The following is a 24,706-nucleotide window of genomic DNA, read 5'->3' as shown; positions in this document are numbered from 1 at the left end:
TCTCGACAACTCAAGGTTATCAGAGAGAGGAAAAGGAGTGTATTTTTTTGCCTCCGTTCCATCTGGCGATGGAACGGAGGACACCACCACATTCAGTATAGAGCCGTTTTTTTCCTATCACGTTCCCGCTTTATTACAAAAAGCTGGGGCAAGTCGAATGATGATCAACTTGCCCCAGCTTATCAACTTTGTACATTAATGATTAACGATCGTCTTCATTATCGTAATCTAATTCATCGAGATCGTCCTTGCCGATAACGTCGTCTACTTCATCTTCAATTTCTTCCAGATCCGCATCTTCTACGTCATCATCGAAATCATCCAGCATATCATCGATGTCTTCATCAGTTATGTCTAAATCATCATGGATATCTTCTGTGTCTTCCACTGCAGCTTTCTTCTTTTTCTTACGCTTTTTCGGTTCTTCCGTAATTTCTTCTTCTCCCTGTTCGACCGAATACCAGCTTTTTAGTCCCCATACACCGGAACCTAATGTTAAGTAACGTCCGTCAACATTCATGTCTGTATAGAATTGTGCAATCAAATTTTCTTTCTGTTCTTCGGATAAGTTTTTTAACTCTGCTATTTGAGAAAATAAATCTTGAAAAGGGATTGCTTTATTTTTTTCTTTTAGAATGAGGGAACCTAATTCAATCATGGATAAATCGTCAATTTGCTCTTGTGTTAATTCTTTCAAACTCACGCTCATGCACTCCTTTTAGAAAATAATCATACCCATCTATGCTATCAATGATTATTATATATGCTATTTTGAGATCGACACCAAAATCTATGGTTTATAAATAGATGTTATCATGACTCATAGTGACCGCTACGGAAAAGCACTACGCTTTCCGTAGGCCCCGAGCTCATCTCCTTTAAAGAAGACTTGCTGATTGGCAAGCCGTCAGGCGCAGACAGAAGCATAGTCGCACTTATGCCCTGCGGGTGAAAAGAAGACTTGCTGATTGGCAAGCCGTCAGGTGCAGACAGAAGCATAGTCGCACTTATGCCCTGCGGGTAGAAAAAAAGAAGTACGCTTTTTTTCTGCGGAGTCTTCCCTACGCGCTTTCCCACGACGGACAGGACGTCCTAGTGTCGGTCGTTGGTCACAGGACGTGACCGTTCTTAGCCGACCAGGAGTCTCCGTATTTTTCCTCTGGGACTGGGACTGCGATTACTCGTCCCACCGAAAACCATTGCCGTTACTCGCCCCTTCAAAACCGTCGCTAGCTAGTATCGCCAACATAATTATTCACTTATATCAACCAATGATTTGGATGAACATCCCCAATTCTTCACAATAAATCTATTTTACATTATAAACACATTTGATTGCAATTATCCAGTGAAAGTTGTTCAGATCTACGCTGGATTTAAACATACCATTTCTTCTGCTTCTAAAGGAGCACGAGCTGGTATTACAAATGCCGAGACGGGTTTCTGGATATTACATGTTCCGTCTGTATTGCCCGCCGACTTCATAGAGTGCTCTGGTGATTTCTCCAAGGCTTGCGTGGCGGACAGTGTGCAGCAGTTCTTGGAAGATGTTTCCGTCTGTTACTGCTGTCTGTTTTAATCGTTTTAGAGCTTCTTCTACATGATCTTTATGCTCTGATTGAAAACGACGCAGTTCATTAATTTGATGCATTTTTTCCTCTTCTGTTGCCCGGGCAAGCTCCATGGAATCAATGTTTTCCTCTGAAGGCGGGTTGGGATTTAAATACGTATTCACCCCTACGATCGGCAATGCTCCCGAATGCTTCTTTCCCTCATAATAAAGCGATTCCTCCTGAATTTTACCGCGCTGATATTGGCGTTCCATCGCCCCCAGGACACCACCGCGGTCATTCATCTGTTCAAATTCCTGCAGAACCGCTTCCTGCACAAGGTCGGTTAATTCTTCAACAATAAAGGATCCCTGTAAGGAATTCTCATTTTTCGCCAGCCCAAATTCTTTATTAATAATCATCTGAATCGCCATCGCCCGGCGGACAGATTCTTCTGTCGGGGTCGTGATTGCTTCATCATAAGCATTGGTATGCAGGGAATTCGTATTATCCTGAATAGCTAATAATGCTTGCAATGTGGTGCGGATATCATTAAAATCAATCTCCTGCGCATGCAGGGACCGCCCTGAAGTCTGCACATGATACTTCAGCTTTTGGCTGCGTTCATTGGCACCGTATTTTTCCTTCATGGTAATTGCCCAGATTCTTCTCGCTACCCGGCCTATCACGGTATATTCCGGATCTAGCCCATTCGAGAAGAAGAAAGAGAGATTCGGTGCAAATTTATTAATATCCATTCCGCGGCTTAGATAATATTCTACATACGTAAATCCATTTGCTAACGTGAACGCCAGCTGGGTAATCGGATTCGCGCCGGCTTCTGCAATATGATAACCAGATATGGAAACAGAATAATAATTACGTACCTTATTCTCTATAAAATATGCTTGAATATCCCCCATCATCCGCAGGGCAAATTCAGTTGAAAAAATACAGGTATTCTGCCCTTGGTCCTCTTTTAAAATATCTGCCTGCACGGTCCCTCTGATGACAGAAACAGTATCTGTCTTAATTTGACCAAATTCTCCACTGGTTGGCGGCCGTCCCTGCTCCTCGGTAAACTTATCCACCTGCTGGTCAATGGCCGTATTAAAATACATCGCTAAAATAATAGGCGCTGGACCATTGATTGTCATCGAGACAGATGTTAAGGGGTCTGTTAAATCGAAACCGCTATAGAGCTTTTTCATATCCTCTAATGTACAAATGTTTACGCCGCTGTTGCCAACCTTTCCGTAAATATCCGGACGTTCTGCAGGGTCTTCTCCATATAAAGTAACTGAATCAAATGCTGTAGAAAGTCGTTTTGCTTCCTCCCCTTTAGACAGATAATGGAAGCGGCGGTTGGTCCGTTCCGGTGTCCCCTCACCGGCAAATTGTCTAGTCGGATCTTCTCCCTTTCGTTTAAATGGAAATACGCCTGCTGTATAAGGAAAGGCTCCGGGAACATTTTCCCGCATTAACCAATAAAGGCGGTCTCCCCAATCCTGGTATTTCGGCAGCACTACTTTCGGAATCTTTAATCCCGAGAGAGACTCTGTTGTTAAATCCATCGTAATCTCTTTATCTCTTACTTTAAACGTAAAGGTATCCCCAAGATAGCTTTCTTTTAATGTCTCCCAATTTTCCAGCAATTGTCTGGAGTTTCCGTCTAATTGCTGTTCATAGCTTGTAATGATTTGATCCAATGAAGCCGCAATAGCTTCCTCCGCGTCTTCCTTAGCTCCGGTTAATCGATAAAGTTTAGAAGCAATTTCCTGCTGCTTCTCGGCGCGCTTATCATAATTGCGGACATAGGAAGCAATCTCCCGTAAATAATGCCTGCGCTCATTCGTAATGATTTGATTTTGCTTTTCGGAGATAACATGACGCGGAAAGGAGACCTCTGCTTCCCACTGATAATCGGCTTTTATCCGGTCAATCAAAGACGCAAACAAAGCATTCGTTCCTTCATCATTAAACTGGCTTGCTATTGTGCCGAAAACAGGAAATCGGCTTTTATCCTCATGAAACAGCATATGGCTGCGTTCGTATTGTTTCCGGACTTGATTCAGCGCATCCTCTGACCCCTTTTGCTCAAATTTATTAATCACAATAAAATCGGCATAATCGATCATATCTATTTTTTCTAATTGCGTCGGCGCCCCAAACTCCGCTGTCATCACATACATGGATAAATCCGTAATATCTGTTACCGCAGCATCACCCTGCCCAATCCCGCTCGTTTCGACAATAATCAGGTCATAGTCTGATGCGCGCACGACATTTATCGCATCCTGAATGGAATCGGAAAGCTCTGTTCCAGAATTTCTGGTCGCCAGCGAGCGCATATACACCCGCTCTGAAAAAATCGCGTTCATACGGATACGGTCACCAAGCAATGCTCCACCTGTTTTTCGTTTGGATGGATCGATAGATAAGATAGCTATTTTCCGCTCTGGAATTTCATTTAAAAAGCGGCGGATAAGTTCATCTGTCAGCGAGCTTTTCCCTGCTCCGCCTGTTCCTGTAATTCCGAGAACAGGGATTTTCTGTTTTTGCTGCTCTGAAAGTTTTTTTAATACCTGCTTTTTCGTTTCTTCCTCCCCATTCTCCATCAAGGTAATGAATTTACCGATTGCTAAGCGATCTCCTTCTTTTAACCGCTCCATATCTTTTTCAATATCAATCGGCGGAAGAAAATCACATTTTTCCAGCATCCGGTCAATCATCCCCTGCAGACCATACTTTCTCCCATCCTCGGGAGAAAAAACCTGAGCTACGCCATAATCATGAAGCTCTTTGATTTCACGGGGGAGAATCGTCCCTCCGCCGCCGCCTAACACTTGAATATGAGCCGCATCCAGTTCTTTCAACAGGTCAATCATATATTTAAAATATTCCACATGCCCGCCCTGATACGATGAGATAGCAATCCCCTGCGCGTCCTCCTGGATTGCTGCGTAGACGACTTCTTCTACGGAACGGTTATGTCCAAGATGAATAACCTCGGCACCGCTCGCCTGCAAAATGCGCCGCATAATATTAATGGAAGCATCATGCCCGTCAAACAGGCTCGATGCCGTTACAAAACGAATAGGATGCTTTGGCGAATAACGTTCTTCTGTCATGCTTATCCCCCTCTTTTAGTCAGCTCTTAACATAGTAAAATCCCTAATCCTCCCTATAGTTACAGCCAGCAATCCACTTGCTTCATCTGCAGCTCGACATACTCATCGAGGGTAAATTCCTTTTGAATGAGCCAGCGGCGGAAACACCACATATGCCCGCTGACGACAATATGATTAGCCAGAAAATGAATTTCTTTCGCACTCCGCTTTTCTTTTAAACAAACATTCAACAATTCCTCCATCATTCCGACAACCTTCTGCTCCTGCCCCAAGACAAATTGACGTTTTTCTTTATTTAATGATTTTGTTTCCTGATAGAGCATTAAAATTTCAGGCTGAATCGTGTCCATAAAGTAAAGATACTGCCGAATCGCCTGACGCAGACTTTCCATTGTCGGATTTTCTACAGAAATCGTTTCTGTCAGCTGATCGCGAACCCGGTCATGCACGAATTCGCAAACGAGAAAAAGCACATCCTCTTTTGTTCTGATATACTCATATAATGTGCCAATGCTGAACCCGGATTCTTTCGCAATTTCTCTGGTCGTTGTACGGTGAAAGCCTTTCTCCTGAAACAGCCGCATGGCGCCTTCAATAATCTGCTTCCGGCGCCGCATCACAAGCTCCTGATCTTTTACAGAAGAGCGGATTTGATCTTCACTCATTTTTTCAGCCTCCTTTTAAAAGAGATTGTGCTTTATTTTGTTACCATCCGCCCAATAACAAGCCGCTGAATTTCATTCGTCCCCTCATAAATTTGCGTTATCTTCGCATCACGCATGTAGCGTTCTACCGGATAGTCTTTTGTATATCCATAGCCGCCGAAAATTTGCACTGCGTCGACGGTAATGCGCATTGCTGCATCTCCTGCAAATAATTTGGACATGGCGGATGCCTTTCCATATGGCTTCCCTGCTGATTCCAGCCATGCTGCCTGATAGGTCAACAGACGGGCTGCTTCAATCTCCGTTGCCATATCCGCCAGTTTAAAAGAGATACCCTGGTTTGCTGCGATTGGTTTGCCGAATTGTTCTCTTTCCTTCGCATATGCTGCAGCTGCATCCAGTGCGCCCTGTGCAATTCCTAAAGCTTGTGCAGCAATCCCATTTCTGCCTCCATCTAAGGTCGTCATGGCGATTTTAAAGCCTTCTCCTTCTTCACCCAGCACATTTTCAGCTGGAATCCTGCAACTTTCAAAGATTAACTCTGTCGTCGGCGAAGAACGAATGCCCAGCTTCTTTTCCTTCTTGCCAAAGGTAAATCCTTCTGTTCCTTTTTCAACAATAAATGCCGTGATGCCTTTATGTTTTTGATCCGCATCTGTTTTTGCAAAAACGATATAAATATCAGCAACGCCGCCATTGGTAATCCATACTTTGCTGCCATTCAGTATATAATCGCCGCCATCCTTTTTGGCTGTTGTTTTCATGGAGACAACGTCACTGCCCGCCCCCGGCTCAGACAAAGCATAAGCTCCCAACGCTTCTCCCGTTGCAAGACGCTGGAGGAAATGCTGCTTCTGCGCTTCATTTCCATATTTATAGATTGGCCAGCTTGCCAGGGATACGTGGGCGGAAAGGGTAACTCCAGTCGAAGCACAGACACGTGATAATTCCTCTACCGCTATACAATAGCTCAGATAATCCGCGCCGATTCCGCCGTATTCTTCCGGCCAAGGGATACCTGTTAATCCCAGTGCTGCCATCTGATCAAAAATTGCTCTGTCAAACCGCTCTTCTTCATCTCTTTCTGCAGCTGTCGGCTCTACTTCATTTTCAGCAAAATCCCGAACCATTTTCCGAAGCATTTCCTGTTCTTCCGTTAATTGAAAATCCATTCCTATCTCCCCTTCAAAAGCTCTTTGGATATCACAATATGCTGTATTTCATTTGTTCCTTCATAGATTTCCGTTACTTTGGCATCACGAAATAACCTTTCTACCGGATATTCCTTTGTATAGCCGTATCCCCCGTAGATTTGGACCGCTTCAATGGCATTTTGCATAGCCGTTTTCGTTGCTGTCAGCTTTGCCATCGATGTTTCCTTGATACAGGATTGATTCATTTCAATCCGTTTGGCTGCCTGATAGGTTAATAGTTTCGCCGCTTCTACATTGGTTGCCATCTCAGCCAGCTTAAAAGCTATTCCCTGATTGGCTGCAATCGGCTTGCCAAATTGTTCTCTTTCCTTCGCATAAGCAACAGAATAATCTAAAGCTGCTTCGGCAATACCAAGTCCCTGTGCCGCAATCCCGATCCTTCCGATGTTCAAGTTAGCCATCGCAATTTTAAAACCTTCCCCTTCCATGCCAAGCAGGTTTTCCTGCGGGATACGGCATTGCTCAAAGGTTAATTCCACCGTGCTTGAACCCTTTAAGCCCATCTTCTTTTCATTTTTTCCAATTGACAGACCGGGACTATCCTTTTCCACAATAAAAGCACTGATGTCATCTTTCGATTCACCTGTTCTGGCAAACGTAATAAAGGTATCTGCATATTCTCCATTAGTAATAAATACTTTGGAGCCGTTCAATACATACGTATCATCTACCAGCTTAGCAGTTGTCTTTAACCCGCTTGCATCTGATCCTGAATTCGCTTCTGTCAGAGCAAACGCGCCTAAATATTCGCCAGAAGCAAGCTTCGGAATATATTTTTGTTTCTGCTCCTCTGTTCCGAAATAAAGAATTGGATTGGTGCCGACAGACGTGTGTACCGATAAAATAACACCGACGGTTGCACTAACCTTGGACAGTTCATGAATCACCCGGATATAAGAGCTGAAATCCATGCCCGCTCCTCCATACTCCTCCGGGATAGGAATTCCCATTAAGCCGAGTTCCCCCATTTTCTTGATAATTTCTTCAGGAAACCGGTCTTGTTCTTCCATCCGCTCGACTTCGTTTGCAATTTCATCGCGGGCAAAGTCCTGAACCATTTTCACTAACATTTTTTGTTCTTCTGTTTGTGTGATAATCAACATGCACACCCCTTTAGTCAGTATATGAGTAGAACCCTTTACCCGCCTTTTTCCCAAGTCTTCCTGCCTGCACATACTGTCTCAGGAGCGGACACGGACGATATTTACTGTCTCCAAAGCCTTCATGAAGAATTTCCATAATCGATAAGCAGGTGTCCAAGCCAATGAAATCTGCCAATTGCAGCGGGCCCATCGGATGATTCATCCCCAGCTTCATCACCTGGTCCACATCTTCTATACTGGCAACGCCTTCAAAGACGGTATAGACGGCTTCGTTAATCATTGGCATCAAGATACGGTTGGAAGCAAACCCTGGAAAATCTTTCACTTCCACATCCTGCTTGCCTAATGCTTCCGTCAATTGCTGTACTGTTTGATACGTCGCATCACTCGTTTCTAAGCCCCGAATAATTTCAACCAGCTTCATAACAGGAACAGGGTTCATAAAATGCATGCCGATAAATTGTTCTGCCCTGCCAGTAACAGCTGCAATTTCTGTAATCGGCAAGGAGGAGGTATTAGTTGCAAAAAGGCTATGTGCGGGCGCAAGTTCATCCAGCCTGCGGAATACATCTTTTTTTACTTCCAGCTTCTCTACCACTGCTTCAATAATAAAATCTGCTGTGATTGGATCTGCTTCCAGGTCAACAACAAGCTGCAGGCGATTCAATGCCCGCCTCTTTGTATCCGCTTCCATTTTTCCTTTTGCAACATCCTTCTCAAATATCTTTTCAATATACTGCTTTCCTCTTTTCAATGCCTCAATATCCGCATCATACAGCTTCACCTCATAGCCGGAACGGGCAAAAACGAGTGCGATGCCTGCACCCATTTGCCCTGCTCCGATTACCATTACTTCTTTTACAGTCATGATTATACGCTCCTTTTCAAGGGGTTTTAAACTTATCGTTTAAACTCATGCTTCACTTGACGGTACTTCAATTAGAACTGCGTCTCCTTGACCGCCGCCGCTGCAAATCGCTGCAATACCTTTTCCTCCGCCGCGGCGTTTTAATTCATGAATCAAAGTTAAGATAATCCGGTTACCGCTTGCGCCAATTGGATGCCCCAGTGCTACTGCCCCTCCATTGACGTTGATTTTCTCCTCATCAATATCCGCAATTTGCCCGCTTGCCAGTGCAACTACTGCAAATGCTTCATTGATTTCATAAAGATCAATTTCTTTCTTGGATACACCTGTTTTTTCTAGCAGACGATTGATTACTAAGCCCGGTGTTTGCGGAAAGTCTTTTGCTTCCACTGCTACTTCTGCATGACCTAAAATTGTTGCCAGTGGTGTTTTATTTAATTCCTTTGCTTTTTCATCTGACATCACGACGACAGCACTTGCCCCATCGTTTACGCCAGGTGCGTTTCCTGCTGTAATAGTACCGTCCTTATCAAATGCAGGCCGAAGTGTTGCCAGTTTCTCCACCGTGGTTCCTTTTCTTGGCGTTTCATCATCGCTGACCACAATCGGCTCCCCTTTACGAACAGGAATTTCTACAGGAACAATCTCCTCTGCAAATTTCCCTGATTCGATCGCTTCTACTGCCAGCTGCTGGCTCCGGGCTGCCCATTCATCTTGGCGTTCACGTGTTACTTCAAAGGAAGCAGCTGTGTCATTTCCGTAGCTTCCCATGTGGTTTCCTGTAAAAGTACAGGTAAGACCATCATGAATCATTAAATCCTTCACCGTTTTATCGCCCATGCGATTTCCCCACCTGGCATCAGGTAAGAAGTACGGTGCATTACTCATGCTTTCCATTCCGCCAGCTACAATGACATCCTCTTCCCCTAAGCGAATCAATTGATCAGCCAGCGTCACACTGCGTAATCCAGAGGCACATACCTTATTGATTGTTTCCGTTTTTACTTCCCAAGGGATACCCGCTTCTACAGCAGCCTGTCTGGACGGAATTTGCCCCTGTCCGCCCTGCAGAACCGTTCCCATGATTACCTCATCTACATCTGCTCCGTTAAGATCTGCCCGTTCCAATGCTGCTTTAATTGCTTTTGCCCCCAGATTTACCGCGGTTAACGGCGTTAAAGCCCCTCCAAATTTCCCGAAAGGGGTCCGTGCCCCTGAAACAATAACCGATTTTCTCATTCGATATAGCCTCCCTTATTTATTCGAACGAACGCTCGTTCAATAGACAGTAGAAAATATAGAGAGGGCGTCAATCCTCTCTATACCTTTATGCTGTTTTTTCTTCATTTTCTTCTAAAACAGATAGTGCCAGAATTTCAGCCACATCCATTGTACCAATATCCTCTTCTACTTCTTTCGCTTTTGTCCCATCACTCAGCATCGTTAAGCAGTATGGACAGGCGCTGGAAATCATTGATGGCTGCACTTGTAATGCCTGCTCTGTACGGGCCACATTAATCCGGTTTCCAGTCGTTTCCTCCGTCCACATCAAGCCGCCGCCTGCACCACAGCACATCCCGTTCTCGCGGCTGCGGTTCATTTCTACCAGCTCTAAGCCTGGAATAGCCTTCAAAATTTCCCGTGGCGGATCGTAAACGCCGTTATATCTCCCTAAATAACAGGAGTCATGGTAGGTCAATCTTTCATTGATTGCTTTCTGCGGCTTCAGCTTCCCTGACATGACAAGGTCATAGAGCAGCTGCGTATGATGGTAGACCTCTGCTTCAAATCCAAAGTCAGGATATTCATTCTTAAATATATTGTACGCGTGCGGGTCAATCGTGACAATTTTTGTGACGTCATTCTTGGTAAATTGCTTGATATTTTTCTCGGCAATTTCCTGGAATAAAAACTCATTCCCAATTCGTCTTGCCGTATCGCCAGAATTCGCTTCGGTGTTTCCTAAAATGGCAAAGCTGACGCCAGCCTGGTTCATTAATTTAGCAAAGCTGAGCGCAATTTTCTGGCTGCGGCTGTCGAAGGACCCCATCGAGCTGACCCAGAATAAATACTCAAAGGATTTATCCTCCTTCTTCAGCTCTTTCACTGTCGGAATATAAGCCGATTTATCCTCATCACGCCATTTGATCCGGTCCTTCTTCGATAAGCCCCATGGATTGCCCTGACGTTCAATATTCATGACAGCACGCTGAATTTCAGAATCCATTTTCCCCTCTGTCATGACCAAATAACGGCGCATATCGATAATTGTACCGACATGTTCATTATTGACAGGACAAGCATCCTCACAGTTTCGGCATGTCGTACATCCAGCTAGTTCTTCTTCTGTAATGACATCACCGATCAAGCTCATGCTTTGCACCGATGCAGCTGCTTCCTTGCTTGCAGAAGCCTGGTTGCCGGCAGTTCCGGAAAAGGCATAAGAAGGAACCCACGCCGATTTTCCAGTAACGGCTGCGCCTTTTTCGGTTAAATGATCACGAACCTTAATCATAATATCCATCGGCGAAAGCATTTTTCCTGTTCCGGATGCCGGGCAAACATCCGTACAGCGGCCGCATTCCACGCAAGCATAGAAATCGACCATTTGATGCTGTTTAAAATCCTCTACCTTTCCGACACCAAAAGCAATTTCTTCTTCACTTTCTTCATCCATATCTTCTAAATCAAAATCGATTTTTTCTAATTTACCAGGCACTTTTTTCGTCAAAAAGACATTGATTGGTGCAGCAATTAAGTGTGCGTGTTTGGACTGCGGCACATACACTAAGAAAGTAAGCAATGTTATCGTATGTACCCACCAGGCAATATAGAATAAAACCATTGCTGCCCCTGCTGAAATGCCGCCGAATAACCCGGCAACAGCACTGGCAACCGGCTCCGTCCATGTTAATTCATGTCCATGCCAAATCATTGCCATTCCATTTCCGAACAGCACAGAAATCATCAATGTTCCAATGAAAATAAGGACAAGCCCTGCTTTCAAGCCTCTTTTCAAACGAACGAGCTTCTCCATATAACGGCGGTAAAAAGCCCATACCACCGCCACCAGAATCATTAAGGTAACAAGCTCTTGAAAAAAGACAAATCCCGGGTAAAGCACGCCAAACGGTAGATGATTCCCCGGCGACAGCCCTTTGACAAACATATCAATGGCTCCAAATTGAACCAGAATGAAGCCGTAAAACATCATCACGTGAATCGTACCGGATTTTTTATCTTTTAACAGCTTCGATTGGCCAAATACATTTTTTATAATGCGTTGGATCCGCAGCTTTATCTCGCCGTCAAACTCTGATTTTTTACCGAGTCTGATATAGGCCACTCTTGTTGCGATGATTTTGGCAAATAAGAATAATGCATAGCCTGTTATGGCTATAAATGCTATCCAATTAATCATCAGAAATGTATCCAAGATGATTCCCCCCTCTTTATATTATAATATAAATTGACAGCGTTTTCATATCTGTGTAAAAAATAATTCTATCTCTACTTTAAAACATGAATGAACATTCAGTCAACCTATTTGGAGGAAATTATGATAATTTTTAGCGGTTTATTATGTTTGCCGTTAATAATATCCTTTAGATTGTTGATAGCGTTCATCATAGCTGATAAAAAACAAAAATAATCCTCTCATGATCTTTAGCAGGAGACTGAAAAATTATTTTTTCTCTGGTTACCTGCTCTCTCATAACGAGGACTCGTTTATTGATGACCGTTCCATGAACCAAGCATGAATATTTTTTTAATGAAATAATATAGTTTAATTCATAATGATAATACGATCAATAACTTCCTTTCAGTATACTTTACGAAAATGTTGTTTTTAAAAAATCCCACAAAGAAATCAACCATTTCTCTGCAGGATTTTCATATCATTTTCTTTCTTACATTTTCTCCGGTGCATTCACACCTAAAATACCCAAGCCGTTCGCCAGTGTTTGACGCACTGCTTTCATTAAAGCAATACGCGCGCTGGTACGCTCCGGATTATCTCCATCCAATACTTTTTCTGCATTGTAGAAGCTGTGCAGTGTAGAAGCAAGGTCAAATACATACTGCGTGACTTTATGCGGCATTTGTTTGTCTGCCGCTTCAGCAATCACCTGCGGCAGCTCTCCAACTTTTTTAAGCAGGTCCAGTTCTTTTTCTGCGGTCAATAAGGACGCATCAAAATCCCCATCTGTTGCAAATCCTTTATTCTTCGCCTGTTCCAGCATCGTGCAAATACGTGCATGAGCATATTGAACATAATAAACCGGGTTATCATTGGATTGTGATTTGGCAAGGTCCATATCAAAGTCTAACTGCGAATCATTGGAACGCGCTACGAAATAATAACGGACCGCATCGATTCCTACCTCATCCATCAGCTCTCTTAAGGAGACAGCTTTCCCGGTACGCTTGCTCATTTTTACCTTTTCCCCGGCTTCAAACAGATTAACCATTTGGATAATTTTCACGGAGAATTTCTCAACTGGATAACCTAACGCCTGCAAAGCAGCTCCCATTCTTGGAATATATCCATGATGGTCTGCGCCCCACACATTAATAATTTGGTCAAAACCGCGGTCTAATTTATTTTTATGGTAAGCAATATCTGGTGTTAAATACGTATATGCTCCGTCCTGCTTAATAAGGACGCGGTCTTTATCATCACCAAAAGCAGTCGTCTTAAACCATAATGCACCGTCTTTTTCATACGTATAGCCGCCATCTTCCAATACTTGTAAAGCAGCATCAATCTGGTCGTTTTCAAAAAGAGAACGCTCGGAGAACCAGCTGTCAAATTCAACACGGAAATCCTTTAAATCATTTTCAATATTACGCAGGGAAGCCTTTAAGCCATATTCTTTAAAATAATCGAGACGCTCTTCATGAGATTTCTCCGCCCAGGCATCCCCTTTCTCTTTCACAAGGTTTTTCGCAATATCAATGATTGCCTGCCCATGATAGCCGTCTTCCGGCATATCTACGGACTGCCCTAATTCCTGTAAATAACGTGCCTCTACAGATAAGCCAAGATTGTTGATCTGGTTTCCTGCATCATTAATATAATATTCTCTCTCCACTTCATAGCCTGCAGCTGCAAAAAGATTACATAATACATCCCCGAATGCAGCATTTCGCGCATGGCCTAAGTGAAGGTCACCAGTCGGGTTAACAGAAACAAATTCAACCTGAACCTTTTCTCCGTTCCCGTCTTTTGAAGTGCCGTAAGCATCTCCAGCGTCCAGTACGGTTTCAATGACTTCCCCTAAGAAATCCTGCTTCATATAGAAATTGATAAATCCGGGTCCGGCAATATCAATTTTTTCAACAGACGCTGCCTGCTTATCTAAGTTGGCTGTAATTTCATTTGCAATTTGACGCGGTGCTTTTTTCGCAATTCGAGCCAGCTGCATCGCAATATTGGTGGCAAAATCACCATGTGCTTTATCCTTCGGTGTTTCCAGAATAATATCCGGAATCATATCCTCCGTCGCAAGCTCTGCAGCAAGAACAGCTGTATGAATTTGCGCTTTTAATGTTTCTTCTGTTTGTGCTAGTACATTCATTCCTTATTTCCTCCTTGTTTCTATCCCCGCCGGCAGTTTAAGGAACACGACATACAGGTGGACTGCTCTTATGCCAGAAAGGAATACCACTAACGCTCCGCCACTTCTGTCACGGGGGTACTTTTGGCAATTTCTCTCCCGCTTACCTGCTCCCAATTCCTTAAAGGCGGGAAAATCTTTGCTTATTTTGTTGAAAATTGAAGCTTGAGCTGATGCTTCCGTTCGAGTTGTTCATTCAGCTTCATCGTATAATTCATATCAAGCACCCGCGGCATGGCATCCTCTGTAAATGAAATCGATTCTGTAAAAGTTTCCATATGAATATTGCCATGCATATGCTGATAAATGTTTTCTGTTTTCTGGCCTAATTGAAATTGCTGATTCATTTGGATGACACCCGTTCTCTTAATCGAGACACGCTCCGGCCGAATCATAATCATATTTTGAATCGTTCCGGCTTCTTCATTTACTTCCTCGTATTTAAGTACATCGATGCTGCCTTTCTTCGTCCATTCTCCCGTGAAGGATTGTTCCTGCGTCTCCTGTTCACCGGAATCTACATCATAAATCACTGTCTTCAGCGTAATAGTAACATGTTCGGAATTATGTTGCATACGTACTCCTTTAATCTTGTTTACAAATTTATATTTATAGTGTACTTATTATATCTTTAAAACACCATGATAAGCAATACTCTTGCTGCCTAAAAAACTTTATCACGGCATGATCGTCTGTAATTTCCCCTAACTTATACGGAAAAAATTGTTTAAGATGAGCGGGGAAAAACGGTCCCCTAAATCAAGTTTCGTTTTACACGTTTATAAAAGGCGTTCTTTTTCCATAATAAATAGAGAGAATAAATAAACTCCAGTATCACCATTTTGTAAAGACATATTTATTTTGGAGACGATAAAGGATGAAATCATTAAAAAAGCTGCGTCTAATCTATAAGTTAATTGGCGTCGTTGTGCTGCTGATTATTACTGGTATTTTAGCTGTTTACTTATTAGCCTATCTCATGGGTCCTCCAAGTCTCAACAATCAATCTCCTGCTGTGTTTTACGACCGGGAAGGGAATGAGATTGAGGATACATTTGGAGACTCTTATGAATGGGTCCCTTTAGAAAATATTGATGATTCCGCTGTCCAGGCGAGTCTGGTGATTGAAGACAATCGTTTCTTTGATCATCATGGACTCGATTATTTCCGGATTGCGAAATCACTGTGGAATAATTTTATTTCCGGCTCGTTAAAAGAAGGAGCCAGCACGATTACACAGCAATATGCCAGAAATCTCTATCTATCTGCAGAAAAAACCTGGTCCCGCAAGCTGCAAGAAGCCTTCTATGCCATTCGTTTAGAAATGTTTTATTCCAAGGAAGAAATTCTAGAAGGCTATATGAATACCATTTATTACGGTCACGGAGCACACGGGATTGAAGCGGCAAGCAATTATTTTTTTGGAAAGCCTGCTCATCAGTTAACCCTGGCAGAAGCGAGTATGCTGGCGGGGATTCCAAAGGGACCGACGTATTATTCACCACTCAATAACCTGGAAAATGCGACGGACAGGCAGCAGCTTATCCTCCATCGAATGCTGGACAATGAAATGATTACGGAGACAGAATACGAAGAGGCGATAAATGAAGAATTAGCTTATCAGCAGCAGGCTCCAGCTGAGGAAGAAGCGTCCTATTTTAAGGATGAAGCATTAAAGGAAGCTGCACGGATTTTGGAGAAGGATGTGGAAGAAATAAAGCTCGGCGGTTATCAGCTGCACACGACATTGAACAGCGATTATCAACAAGAAATGGAGGAGGCCGCTGCACAAACCATTAAGGAAGGCAGCGACTTACAGGCTGCCGGTATTTCTATTGTTCCGCAAACTGGTGCAATAACTGCCATGATTGGCGGAACCAATTATAAAGAAAGCAGCTACAACCGGGCGATGGACGCCAAACGGATGCCCGGTTCTACCTTTAAACCTATTTTATATTATGCTGCCTTAGAAAATGGCTATACAGCCAGTACGACCTTAACCAGCGAAGCAACGACTTTTGAGCTTGCAGACGGTTCTGCTTACCAGCCGAGTAATTTTAATGGGTATTATGCAGATGCCCCTATCACGCTTGCGGAGGCAATTGCTCTATCAGATAACATCTACGCCGTGAAAACCGCGCTTTATGTCGGCGGAGAACGATTTATTGAGACAGCAGAAAAATTCGGGATTGAAAGTGACCTGAATAATGTTCCTTCCCTGGCGCTCGGCACTTCTGCTGTATCGGTCATTGAGCTGACGAATGCTTATGCCCGTCTTGCTAATGGAGGAGAAGCAGTCACGCCTTATCTTATTGAAGAAATTACCGATGCAGATGGAAAAACACTTTACTCGCACAGCTCCGAAGAGAGCGAGCCCGTTCTTGATGAAAAAAAAGCGTTTATTCTAACCCAGCTTCTAACCGGAATGTTTGACGAAACATTAAATAGCTACACCAGTGTCACCGGAGCAAGTCTGCAAAATAAGCTTTCCGATATTTATGCCGGCAAATCGGGAACAACGGATTTTGACAGCTGGATGATTGGCTATAGCCCCGTTATCTCTACCGGAATTTGGGTCGGGTATGATGACCACCGGGAAATGACCAATGTAGCGGAAGCAGCCTTTTCAAAAGAGATATGGGCAAATTATATGGAGAATATTGACGAAGACGGAAAAAATGTTTTTCCCATGCCTTCTGGAATCGTCGGTCTTCCAATCGATCCGGTCAGCGGATTACGGGCCGATACCAGCTGTGAAAAAAGCAGAATCATGTTTTACGAAAAAGGCACTGAGCCGCTTGGTTACTGTCATAACGGAAATGTCGATCAGCGGGATGATGTCATCGAGGACACAGGGATTCTTGAGAGATGGTTTGATTTGTTGTTCTAAACGCGGAAAAAGACTGCCGGGCAAGGTCTCAAAAAAACCTTGCCCGGCAGTCCTTTTTCTGGATTAGCTTTCTGCTTTTAACAGCGGAAGCAATTTCTCTAATGTGACTGTTTCTTCTTGCTGAAATACTTCTATAAATGGCATCGCCTTTTGCTGCAGCAGCTTGTCTGCTTTCTCTATCAAATCTTCCCGTCCCAACGGGTTTCCCGGCGAACCATACGGAATATCGCAGCGGGCTTGCTTAATATCCCCATTACGCAGGCTGATTTCTATCATACTATATCGATTCGCCGGATAACTCACAGAGGCAAATGGAATATTCTCATCATACACCCTTGTTATTTTATTCATTAACGCACTGACCTCTTCCGGAATCTCTTCCCCCAAAAAAGCCTCCATGGAAAGCTCTCTTCCGGTTAACAGCAATGCTGCACAATACTCTGCACTAAAACGTCCCTGCTCCCCATTTTTCGGATTTGTATAGATAAGTGCTGCATCACCGTTTTCAGGAAAATAAAGCTGAATCGAAGCGATTTGCTTCAAATCTACTTCCCAGTCCCTCATCAAGGCTTTTGTCGCATCAATTGGATGAGCGTTCGCTGAGCAGCAGGGATACAGCTTAAACCAAAATCCTGGCTTATCAACAGCCCATTCCAGCCCCCATTCATCAAGCAGACTGTCTATACTGCTGTCTTCATTTCCAAACATGGACAACAATCCATTCTCAGCTGTTATTGTATTACCATTACCAGCAACACCCTGTTTAACAAGATGCAGAATCTGCCACGCTTTTTGCGCTGTCAGCCCTGCGTGTAACGGTTTGATAAGCGTTCCAAAATGGCTCCTGGAGCCGCTGATTTGCGAAACACATAGGTCGAGTGCTTGGTTAAATTCTTTTTCTTGTAATGTCATATAATACGCTCCAGCAGCAACGGCTCCATACATTCCCGCTGTGGCTGTCGTATGAAATCCTTTTTCATAATGAGATTTCCCCACTGTTTTGGATATGCGTGTCATCACTTCTACTCCAATTAAATAAGCCTCAAAAAAACGGGCAGTATCTTGCTTCTGTTCTATCAAGGACATTAATAAACTGAGAATAACAGCAGATGGATGCCCGCGGATTTCCGAGTGGACATCGTCCAAGTCTAAGGCATGCGCAGCGTATCCATTCAAAAAACAGGCATCGTAGGGGTGGGCCTTTTCACGTATCCCGATAACCAGTGCGTTCTCGTGAGCTGCATCTGGAAATAATCGAGCATTCCATACGTTGGGAAAATGCGTATCATATGCAACAGTGGTGTAGCAGCAAACAAGATAATCCAATAACCCTTTTTGTAAATTTTCTTTTGTATCCGCTTTTAAATCTTCCCACTTAGGAGCAGAAAAAACCCTCTGAACGAGGGCTTCTGTCATATTATTCATTTTTCAGGACCTTTACAGCTAATGTGGCAAAGAATGCTGCTGCTACTTCAATGGCATCCTCCTGCAAATCAAATTCTGGATGATGCCATTCTTTTGGCCCATCGACTCCCATCCACACAAAGAATCCCGGGATATAATTCTGATAGTAAGCAAAATCTTCTCCGCCAGAGCTTGGTACAGCATCTACGGCTTGATAGCCTGCCTCTACAGCAGCCTCACGCACCGTTTGTTCATACTGAGATGCATTATTTACTACCGGCAAATAGCTTTCCCACTCAAAATCGACTTCGCCGCCATTTCCTTTAGCAGTGGTTTCTGCTAAATTCTGCATAAACTCCGGAATAGCCTGACGTGCTTCCGGCTGAAATGTTCGGACTGTACCTTGCAGCTTCACCTGATCAGGTATGACATTCCACGTATTCCCGCCATTAATGCTTGTAATACTGATGACCGCATTATGGAAAAGATCAATTCTTCTGGCAATAATCGACTGTACATTCGTTACATACTGGGATGCTATCACGATTGGATCAATCGCATTATGCGGAATCCCTGCATGTCCGCCGATACCTTTAAACGTTATTTCAAACTTATCTACGCTGGCCATCAAACCTTCCGATTTCACGCCAATGGTGCCTACTGGCAAATCAGGCTTATTATGCATGCCAAATATACCGCGCACGCCTTCTAAGACACCTTGTTCTACTAGATATTTTGCTCCTTGAGCTACTTCTTCAGCCGGCTGAAAAATAAAACGGACAGTGCCATGTAATTGATTTTTTTGTTCATTCAGCAGAATGGCTGCACCTAAAATAGAAACCATATGGAAATCATGGCCGCATGCATGCATTTTCCCCTCTGTTTCCGATTGGAAAGGCACATCTGTCTCTTCTTTGACCGGCAATGCATCAATATCCGAACGAATAGCGATTGTCGGGCCAGCATGCTCCCCTTTTACTTCTGCAATAACGCCTGTTTTTATATCAAAAGGCAGAATCGTGATTTCATTCTCTTCCAGCCATTTTTTTAAGTGGGCCGACGTATTTATCTCCTCAAACGCAAGCTCTGGGTTCCGATGCAAGTATCTGCGTTTTTCGATTAAATCTTTGACTAGTTCTTCTGTTACCTTAAACATTTTCTTCACCTGCCCCTAATCTTCTTAAAAATTGTTTTGTTCTCGGAGACTGTGGATTATGGAAAAATTCTTTCGGTGTATTTTCCTCAATGATATTTCCATCTGCCATAAAAATAACGCGGTCTGCTACTTCTTCTGCAAATTGCATCTCATGTGTCACGATAATCATCGTTGAGTTCTGCTCCGCAATTTTTTTAATTACCTGGAGCACTTCAGAAATCCATTCCGGGTCAAGTGCCGATGTCGGTTCATCGAACAGAATCGCATACGGGTTCACTGCAAGCGCACGCGCAATACCAACACGCTGCTGTTGTCCTCCAGACAATGTAACCGGATATTGATGTACTTTGTCTCCTAAACCGACTTGATTCAGTATTTCCATTGCAATTTTTTCAGCTTCTGGCTTCTTCATTTTTTTAGCAATTATCAGCGCTTCTGTTACATTTTCCAACGCTGTTTTATTTTTAAATAGGTTATAATGCTGAAAAACCATCGCCGTCTGCTGTCTTAATTGATAGGTTTCTTTGGAAGACATTTTTTTAACGTTTATCTTTTTATCTCCAATAATCAATTCCCCTGCATCGGGTTTTTCTAATAAATTCAAGCAACGCAGCAACGTCGATTTCCCTGAGCCAGATGGTCCGATAATTGCCAGGACCTCCCCTTCTTTTACCTCCAGGTTGATTCCGTCTAACACAACATTAGATCCAAATTGTTTTTTCAAATTTTTTACCGTAATCATATTCGTACTCCCTTATGATTGATATGGCCGTTCCATTCTTTTTTCAAGCGCCTGTTGAATAAACGTATAAATAATAATCATCGCCCAGTATAAGAGCGCCAGGGCTAAATACGTCTCAAAAAAGCGCAGGGAGGAAGCGGCAAGTATTCTCCCTTGTGCGAACAACTCTACAACTCCTAATGTAAACGCCAGGGATGTTTCCTTAATCAATCCAATAAAAATATTTCCTGTTGCAGGCGTAGCATTTCGTACCGCTTGGGGCAAAATAACTCTGCGGAAGCTTTGAACTCTTGTCATTCCAACAGACAGACAAGCTTCCATTTGTCCTTTATCAACAGAAGCGAGTGCGGCACGAAATATTTCTGCTAAATAGGCTGCCTGCTTCAGACTTAAACCAAGGATAGCAGCAGCAATCGCCGTCATTCCGCTTAGAGCAGGAAAAATCTGCGGCAGCCCGTAATAGATTAAGAAAAGTTGGACCAGAGATGGAATTGCCCTAAAAAACGAAACATAGGCGATAGCTAAGTGCGTGAGGACAGGTATACCTGAGCGCAGCACCAGTGCGATACCCATCCCCAAAACAACTGCAATCACCATCGTAACAATCGCTAAAAATAATGTAAGTGGTATAAATGGTAATAAGTCTGGAATCAAACTTATTAAATAAACGAAGTCTATATTAAAATTCATATGTCATCCTCCAGTTAGAAAAACTTCAAAAAACGAAGACCAGCCAAATCATAAAGTGAAAGCCGCTGTCAGAGCTGGGACTGCTTCATCAATCCAGATCAGATGCTTACAGCGGCATTACTTCTGTTTTCGTATGCTCAGCCAAATAAATTATTCTTGTACGGTTATATCCTCTCCGGCAAAATATTTCTCTGAGATTTCTGCCAATGTACCGTCTTCACGAAGCTTTTCTAATTCTTCATCAAATTCTTCACGTAATGCCGCACCTTCCTCATTCTTTGTAAACGGGAAAGAAATATCTTCGTACACAAATGGGTCTCCAACAAATTTAAGAGGTAAATCTCCTAATTCGATTTCTGCTATCAAGGCAGACTTCGAATTCACATAGCCATCGACACGGTTATTGATAGCATCATTCATCGCACCATCACGTGTTTCATACGTTCTTGGCTCAATTTCTGGATCAAAGGCTTCTAGATTTTTAACATTATTGGAACCCAATACCCCAGAAACGGTTCTTCCTTTAAATTGTTCTAAGTCTGTAAAATCGTTATCCTCATGAGTCACAATGGTTGCACCAGCATACGCATAAGGCACCGAAAAGTCATATGATTCAGCTCTTTCCTCTGTTACAGCCACAAAGTTCGCCACGGTATCAATCCGTCCTGTTTCCAGCTGCCCCATAAGCCCTGAAAAATCGGTTGTTACCCATTCGACTTCGTAGCCTAAGTTTTCAGCAGCTGTTTCTAATACTTCTACATCATAGCCTACTAATTCGCCGTTTTCCTCATAGCTATTTGGATAGCTTTGTGCCGTTGTTCCTGCCTGTAGTACGTTATCACCCGAACCTTCTTCAGAGCTGCCGGAATCCCCGCATGCTGCTAGAATGGTTATTAAAATAATGCTTCCTGCTAGCAATATCAATTTTTTCATTTTTCTATAACCCGCCTTCTTATCTCTTTTTATATTCTGTGCCCAATAATAATTTTTCCAAATAAACCGTCTGATGACCCTTTCCAAGATCCGCTTCTCCGACCGGCTGGTAACCACGCTTGATGTACATATCTGCCAGCCAAGGGTGCTCTTTTGCTGTTCCTAGACTCACCGATGGACAATGCAGCTGATGAGCTAAATAATCCTGTTCCACAAAATCAAGAATCTTAGATGCATATCCTTTTCGTTTATATTGCGGATCGACAGCTACCCACCAAATATGCGGAATTTCATAGGGGCCGTGATGCGGACTCCAAGGCATCCGAATGGACGCAGTCGCTACGGTAGCATCCTCATCTTTCATATAAAAACATATATTTTCATTTATATTTTTCTTAACCAGTGCATCATCTGCTGTTGCGGCAGCAAAATGAATGCCAAGGTCGCGAATGGATGCATAAGCTTTTAATGTGAGCTCCTTTATTTCTGATACATTATCTTCAGTAGCTTGATAGAATGCTAGTTTACCCATGTAAAAGAGCTCCTTTTTTTATTTGCGCAATGACTTCTTCTACTTTTTCACTTGCCAAACCGGTATATTGGCTCGGATCCAGTAAATCTTCAATTTGCTCCTCTGATAATACGCTGCTTACCACTTCATTTTCCGTCAGTGTTGTTTTAAACGGAATATTTTCTTCGTAGGATTTCATAGACAGCTCGTATACCAGATGATGAGCGGTCTGCTTGCCGACCTTTTCTGACAACGCAAACATAATTCGTTCGGATAATAATAAGCCGCCTTGCATATTCAAATTACGAAGCATGTTTTCCGGCTTCACAATCAATCCTTTTAATACATTAATTGTGGTTTTAAGCTGAGAAGATAGATATAAACAAATTTCCGGCAACGCTACCCATTCGCTTCTCCAGCTCTTTGCATCCCGTTCATGATCCATAATCAATGATTCATGAAGCAGACTCACACTGTGTAAAACAGGTTTGGTCAAGCTCGCAATTCCTTCAAACAAAGCGGGATTTCGTTTGTGCGGCATGGTTGTCGAACCAACATTTCCAGCTTGAAACGGCTCTTCCAGTTCATCAATCTCTGTCCGCATTAAGTTATAGAATTCATTACCCAGCTTGCCTAATGATCCGCTGACAAGTCCAAGAATGGATCCATACTCCGAAATACGGTCACGAGAGGAATGCCAGCAAATATCTGGTGTAGATAAGCCCAGTTTATCCAATGCCTTCGTCTCTACCTCCGGACCAATACTGCCAAGCGCTGCGTATGTACCTACTCCGCCGGCAAGAACACCTGTAAAAGTACGTGGCTCTGCTTCTTTCAAACGCTGCAGGTGACGGTCAAATTCGCTTAAGACCACTGCCAGCTTAAATCCAAATGTAGTAGGAAGCCCCTGCATGCCATGTGTCCGTGCAGCCATTGGTGTATTTTTATATTTATCTGAAAGTTCAACCAGCAATTGTGCAGTTTCTTTCATATCTCTAAATAGTATCTGATGCGCCTCTTTTAATTGCAGAATGGTTCCGGTATCCGTAATATCCTGGGTAGTAACACCAAAGTGAACAAACTCTCCATACTCACCAGACAGATTCTGCAGTTGATTGACCGTAGCCATTAGCGAGTGCTTTAATTTTACTGCCTCCTGCGCAATATCCTCTACATCAAAATTCTCTATTTTGGCTGCTTCGGCAATCGTTTCTCCCGCTTTTTCCGGAATGACACCAAGTTCACTTTGAGCCAGCGCAAGAGAGGCCTCTGCATCAAGGATTTTCTGTAATCTATTTTCATCATTCCAAATCTGGCGCATTTCCTCTGTGCTAAAATTATTTTGCAACATCCGTAAATCAATAACATGTGATCCCATTTATCTTCTTAATCCTCTTTTCGAAATAAATTATATAATTCTTATCGTTTTAGTGTATTTTATAGCAATAATTGTCGAATTTCAATACCTTTTTTAAATTAATCTGACTTATTTTAAGTTTATATATAGTTCGTCATTTATTATGAAAATAGGACAAAAAAGCGGTTCGTATCGAATTAATTCGATACGAACCGCTTTTTTGTCCTAGTAAACATGAGTTCAGCCCATGTACTCATAGTTTACAAAGGATTTGAGAAAAGTACAAGAATTTCTAAATATGTTCATAATTCATTCACAATTTTGTCATTGTTCTGGTTTAAATATCTAATTGCTCTTTCAGCTCTGCAGTAGAGTTTTCCCACATTTCTGGTTTGAATTCTTTTAAGAAGTCGCCCAGTAATTTTTTAGAATGATCATCCATGTGCTCTACAATAATTTTGCCCTTTAAGGATTTCTCCATATGCTTCACATGCTCTGCCATGGATTTATACGCACGTTTGATTTCCCGGTTCACGCGGATCTCACTGCCGGCAACACCAGCGTAGTAAGGCCCATTTTCTCCTTTTTCCACCGTTACCCAGACAATCCAATACAGCTTTCCGCCTTGCACTTCTTCCCGATCTCTTATCCATTTCACACGGCGCTCTACGGAACTTCTTGCATGCATCGCATCCATATCCACATATGCCTTATTTTCATTCGGATCGACGATAATCGATGACATATTTTCCAGACTGACTGTTCCTGCTCCATAACCGCCGTGCCCGTCCGTTGAATCATCTTTTATAATCGTAAATGTATTCTTCTTTTTATTTTCTTCCGTCATTGTATTCCCCTCCTGACATTCATT

21 protein-coding genes are annotated in these 24,706 nt (G+C 43.0%); 2 read left to right on the top strand and 19 right to left on the bottom strand.

Going from position 1 to position 24,706, the window contains the following annotated elements; all coding sequences use genetic code 11:
* Window positions 1-199 (top strand): hypothetical protein (locus ACFO3P_RS05490; protein WP_379542229.1); only part of this gene is annotated, 199 nt, incomplete at its 5' end.
* 3 nt (window positions 200-202) lie between these two features.
* Here ACFO3P_RS05490 and rpoE read toward each other — a convergent pair.
* From rpoE to ACFO3P_RS05435, 11 genes are all read right to left on the bottom strand, one after another.
* Window positions 203-709 (bottom strand): DNA-directed RNA polymerase subunit delta, encoded by a 507-nt coding sequence (gene rpoE, locus ACFO3P_RS05485; protein ID WP_306432762.1) that lies wholly within the window; start codon window positions 707-709, stop codon window positions 203-205.
* Between the two features lie 104 nt (window positions 710-813).
* Entirely contained in the window at window positions 814-1,077 is a 264-nt protein-coding gene (locus ACFO3P_RS05480) for a hypothetical protein (RefSeq protein ID WP_379542228.1), read from the bottom strand.
* A 373-nt stretch (window positions 1,078-1,450) separates the two neighbouring features.
* The gene (gene icmF / locus ACFO3P_RS05475) at window positions 1,451-4,681 is read right to left on the bottom strand and encodes a fused isobutyryl-CoA mutase/GTPase IcmF (RefSeq protein ID WP_379542227.1); all 3,231 of its coding nucleotides are present in this window, start codon (window positions 4,679-4,681) and stop codon (window positions 1,451-1,453) included.
* Between the two features lie 59 nt (window positions 4,682-4,740).
* A complete protein-coding gene (locus ACFO3P_RS05470; RefSeq protein WP_042529447.1) occupies window positions 4,741-5,346 on the bottom strand; it encodes a TetR/AcrR family transcriptional regulator in 606 nt (201 codons plus the stop codon).
* A gap of 32 nt (window positions 5,347-5,378) precedes the next feature.
* Window positions 5,379-6,518 (bottom strand): acyl-CoA dehydrogenase, encoded by a 1,140-nt coding sequence (locus ACFO3P_RS05465; protein ID WP_379542226.1) that lies wholly within the window; start codon window positions 6,516-6,518, stop codon window positions 5,379-5,381.
* Window positions 6,519-6,520: 2 nt separating this feature from the next.
* Window positions 6,521-7,654, bottom strand: coding sequence for an acyl-CoA dehydrogenase (locus ACFO3P_RS05460; RefSeq protein WP_374705737.1), 1,134 nt, complete (start codon window positions 7,652-7,654; stop codon window positions 6,521-6,523).
* Between the two features lie 19 nt (window positions 7,655-7,673).
* Window positions 7,674-8,531: a 3-hydroxyacyl-CoA dehydrogenase family protein gene (locus ACFO3P_RS05455; protein ID WP_368901271.1), complete on the bottom strand. Its 858-nt coding sequence runs from the start codon at window positions 8,529-8,531 to the stop codon at window positions 7,674-7,676.
* Window positions 8,532-8,576: 45 nt separating this feature from the next.
* Window positions 8,577-9,770, bottom strand: coding sequence for an acetyl-CoA C-acetyltransferase (locus ACFO3P_RS05450; protein WP_042529441.1), 1,194 nt, complete (start codon window positions 9,768-9,770; stop codon window positions 8,577-8,579).
* 88 nt (window positions 9,771-9,858) lie between these two features.
* Window positions 9,859-11,967: a (Fe-S)-binding protein gene (locus tag ACFO3P_RS05445; RefSeq protein WP_379542225.1), complete on the bottom strand. Its 2,109-nt coding sequence runs from the start codon at window positions 11,965-11,967 to the stop codon at window positions 9,859-9,861.
* Window positions 11,968-12,442: 475 nt separating this feature from the next.
* A complete protein-coding gene (gene argS / locus ACFO3P_RS05440; protein ID WP_379542224.1) occupies window positions 12,443-14,113 on the bottom strand; it encodes an arginine--tRNA ligase in 1,671 nt (556 codons plus the stop codon).
* 182 nt (window positions 14,114-14,295) lie between these two features.
* A complete protein-coding gene (locus ACFO3P_RS05435; protein ID WP_379542223.1) occupies window positions 14,296-14,727 on the bottom strand; it encodes a YwiB family protein in 432 nt (143 codons plus the stop codon).
* Window positions 14,728-15,029: 302 nt separating this feature from the next.
* Here ACFO3P_RS05435 and ACFO3P_RS05430 point away from each other — a divergent pair, with 302 nt between their 5' ends.
* Complete coding sequence (locus ACFO3P_RS05430) at window positions 15,030-17,042, top strand: transglycosylase domain-containing protein (RefSeq protein WP_379542222.1); 2,013 nt, start codon at window positions 15,030-15,032, stop codon at window positions 17,040-17,042.
* 63 nt (window positions 17,043-17,105) lie between these two features.
* Here ACFO3P_RS05430 and ACFO3P_RS05425 read toward each other — a convergent pair whose 3' ends face one another.
* From ACFO3P_RS05425 to ACFO3P_RS05390, 8 genes are all read right to left on the bottom strand, one after another.
* Window positions 17,106-18,467: an MmgE/PrpD family protein gene (locus ACFO3P_RS05425; RefSeq protein ID WP_052484872.1), complete on the bottom strand. Its 1,362-nt coding sequence runs from the start codon at window positions 18,465-18,467 to the stop codon at window positions 17,106-17,108.
* Complete coding sequence (locus ACFO3P_RS05420; RefSeq protein WP_042529431.1) at window positions 18,460-19,602, bottom strand: amidohydrolase; 1,143 nt, start codon at window positions 19,600-19,602, stop codon at window positions 18,460-18,462. The genes ACFO3P_RS05425 and ACFO3P_RS05420 overlap by 8 nt, the downstream gene beginning before the upstream one ends.
* Window positions 19,595-20,344, bottom strand: coding sequence for an amino acid ABC transporter ATP-binding protein (locus ACFO3P_RS05415; protein ID WP_368901265.1), 750 nt, complete (start codon window positions 20,342-20,344; stop codon window positions 19,595-19,597). Before ACFO3P_RS05415 ends, ACFO3P_RS05420 begins: the two co-directional genes overlap by 8 nt.
* Window positions 20,345-20,356: 12 nt before the next feature.
* Window positions 20,357-21,034, bottom strand: a complete 678-nt coding sequence (locus tag ACFO3P_RS05410) for an amino acid ABC transporter permease (protein WP_042529427.1) — start codon at window positions 21,032-21,034, stop codon at window positions 20,357-20,359.
* Window positions 21,035-21,184: 150 nt separating this feature from the next.
* Window positions 21,185-21,967 (bottom strand): amino acid ABC transporter substrate-binding protein, encoded by a 783-nt coding sequence (locus tag ACFO3P_RS05405; RefSeq protein WP_368901264.1) that lies wholly within the window; start codon window positions 21,965-21,967, stop codon window positions 21,185-21,187.
* 19 nt (window positions 21,968-21,986) lie between these two features.
* Window positions 21,987-22,499, bottom strand: coding sequence for a GNAT family N-acetyltransferase (locus ACFO3P_RS05400; RefSeq protein WP_042529423.1), 513 nt, complete (start codon window positions 22,497-22,499; stop codon window positions 21,987-21,989).
* Window positions 22,492-23,856, bottom strand: coding sequence for an adenylosuccinate lyase (gene purB, locus ACFO3P_RS05395; RefSeq protein WP_256705233.1), 1,365 nt, complete (start codon window positions 23,854-23,856; stop codon window positions 22,492-22,494). The genes ACFO3P_RS05400 and purB overlap by 8 nt, the downstream gene beginning before the upstream one ends.
* Window positions 23,857-24,172: 316 nt before the next feature.
* Window positions 24,173-24,682, bottom strand: coding sequence for a YwhD family protein (locus ACFO3P_RS05390; RefSeq protein WP_256705234.1), 510 nt, complete (start codon window positions 24,680-24,682; stop codon window positions 24,173-24,175).
* Window positions 24,683-24,706: the final 24 nt, after the last annotated feature.

It is taken from the genome of Oceanobacillus aidingensis (assembly GCF_042654105.1).
Classification (GTDB): domain Bacteria; phylum Bacillota; class Bacilli; order Bacillales; family Amphibacillaceae; genus Oceanobacillus; species Oceanobacillus oncorhynchi.
This window is presented reverse-complemented; position numbering and strand designations above follow the sequence as displayed.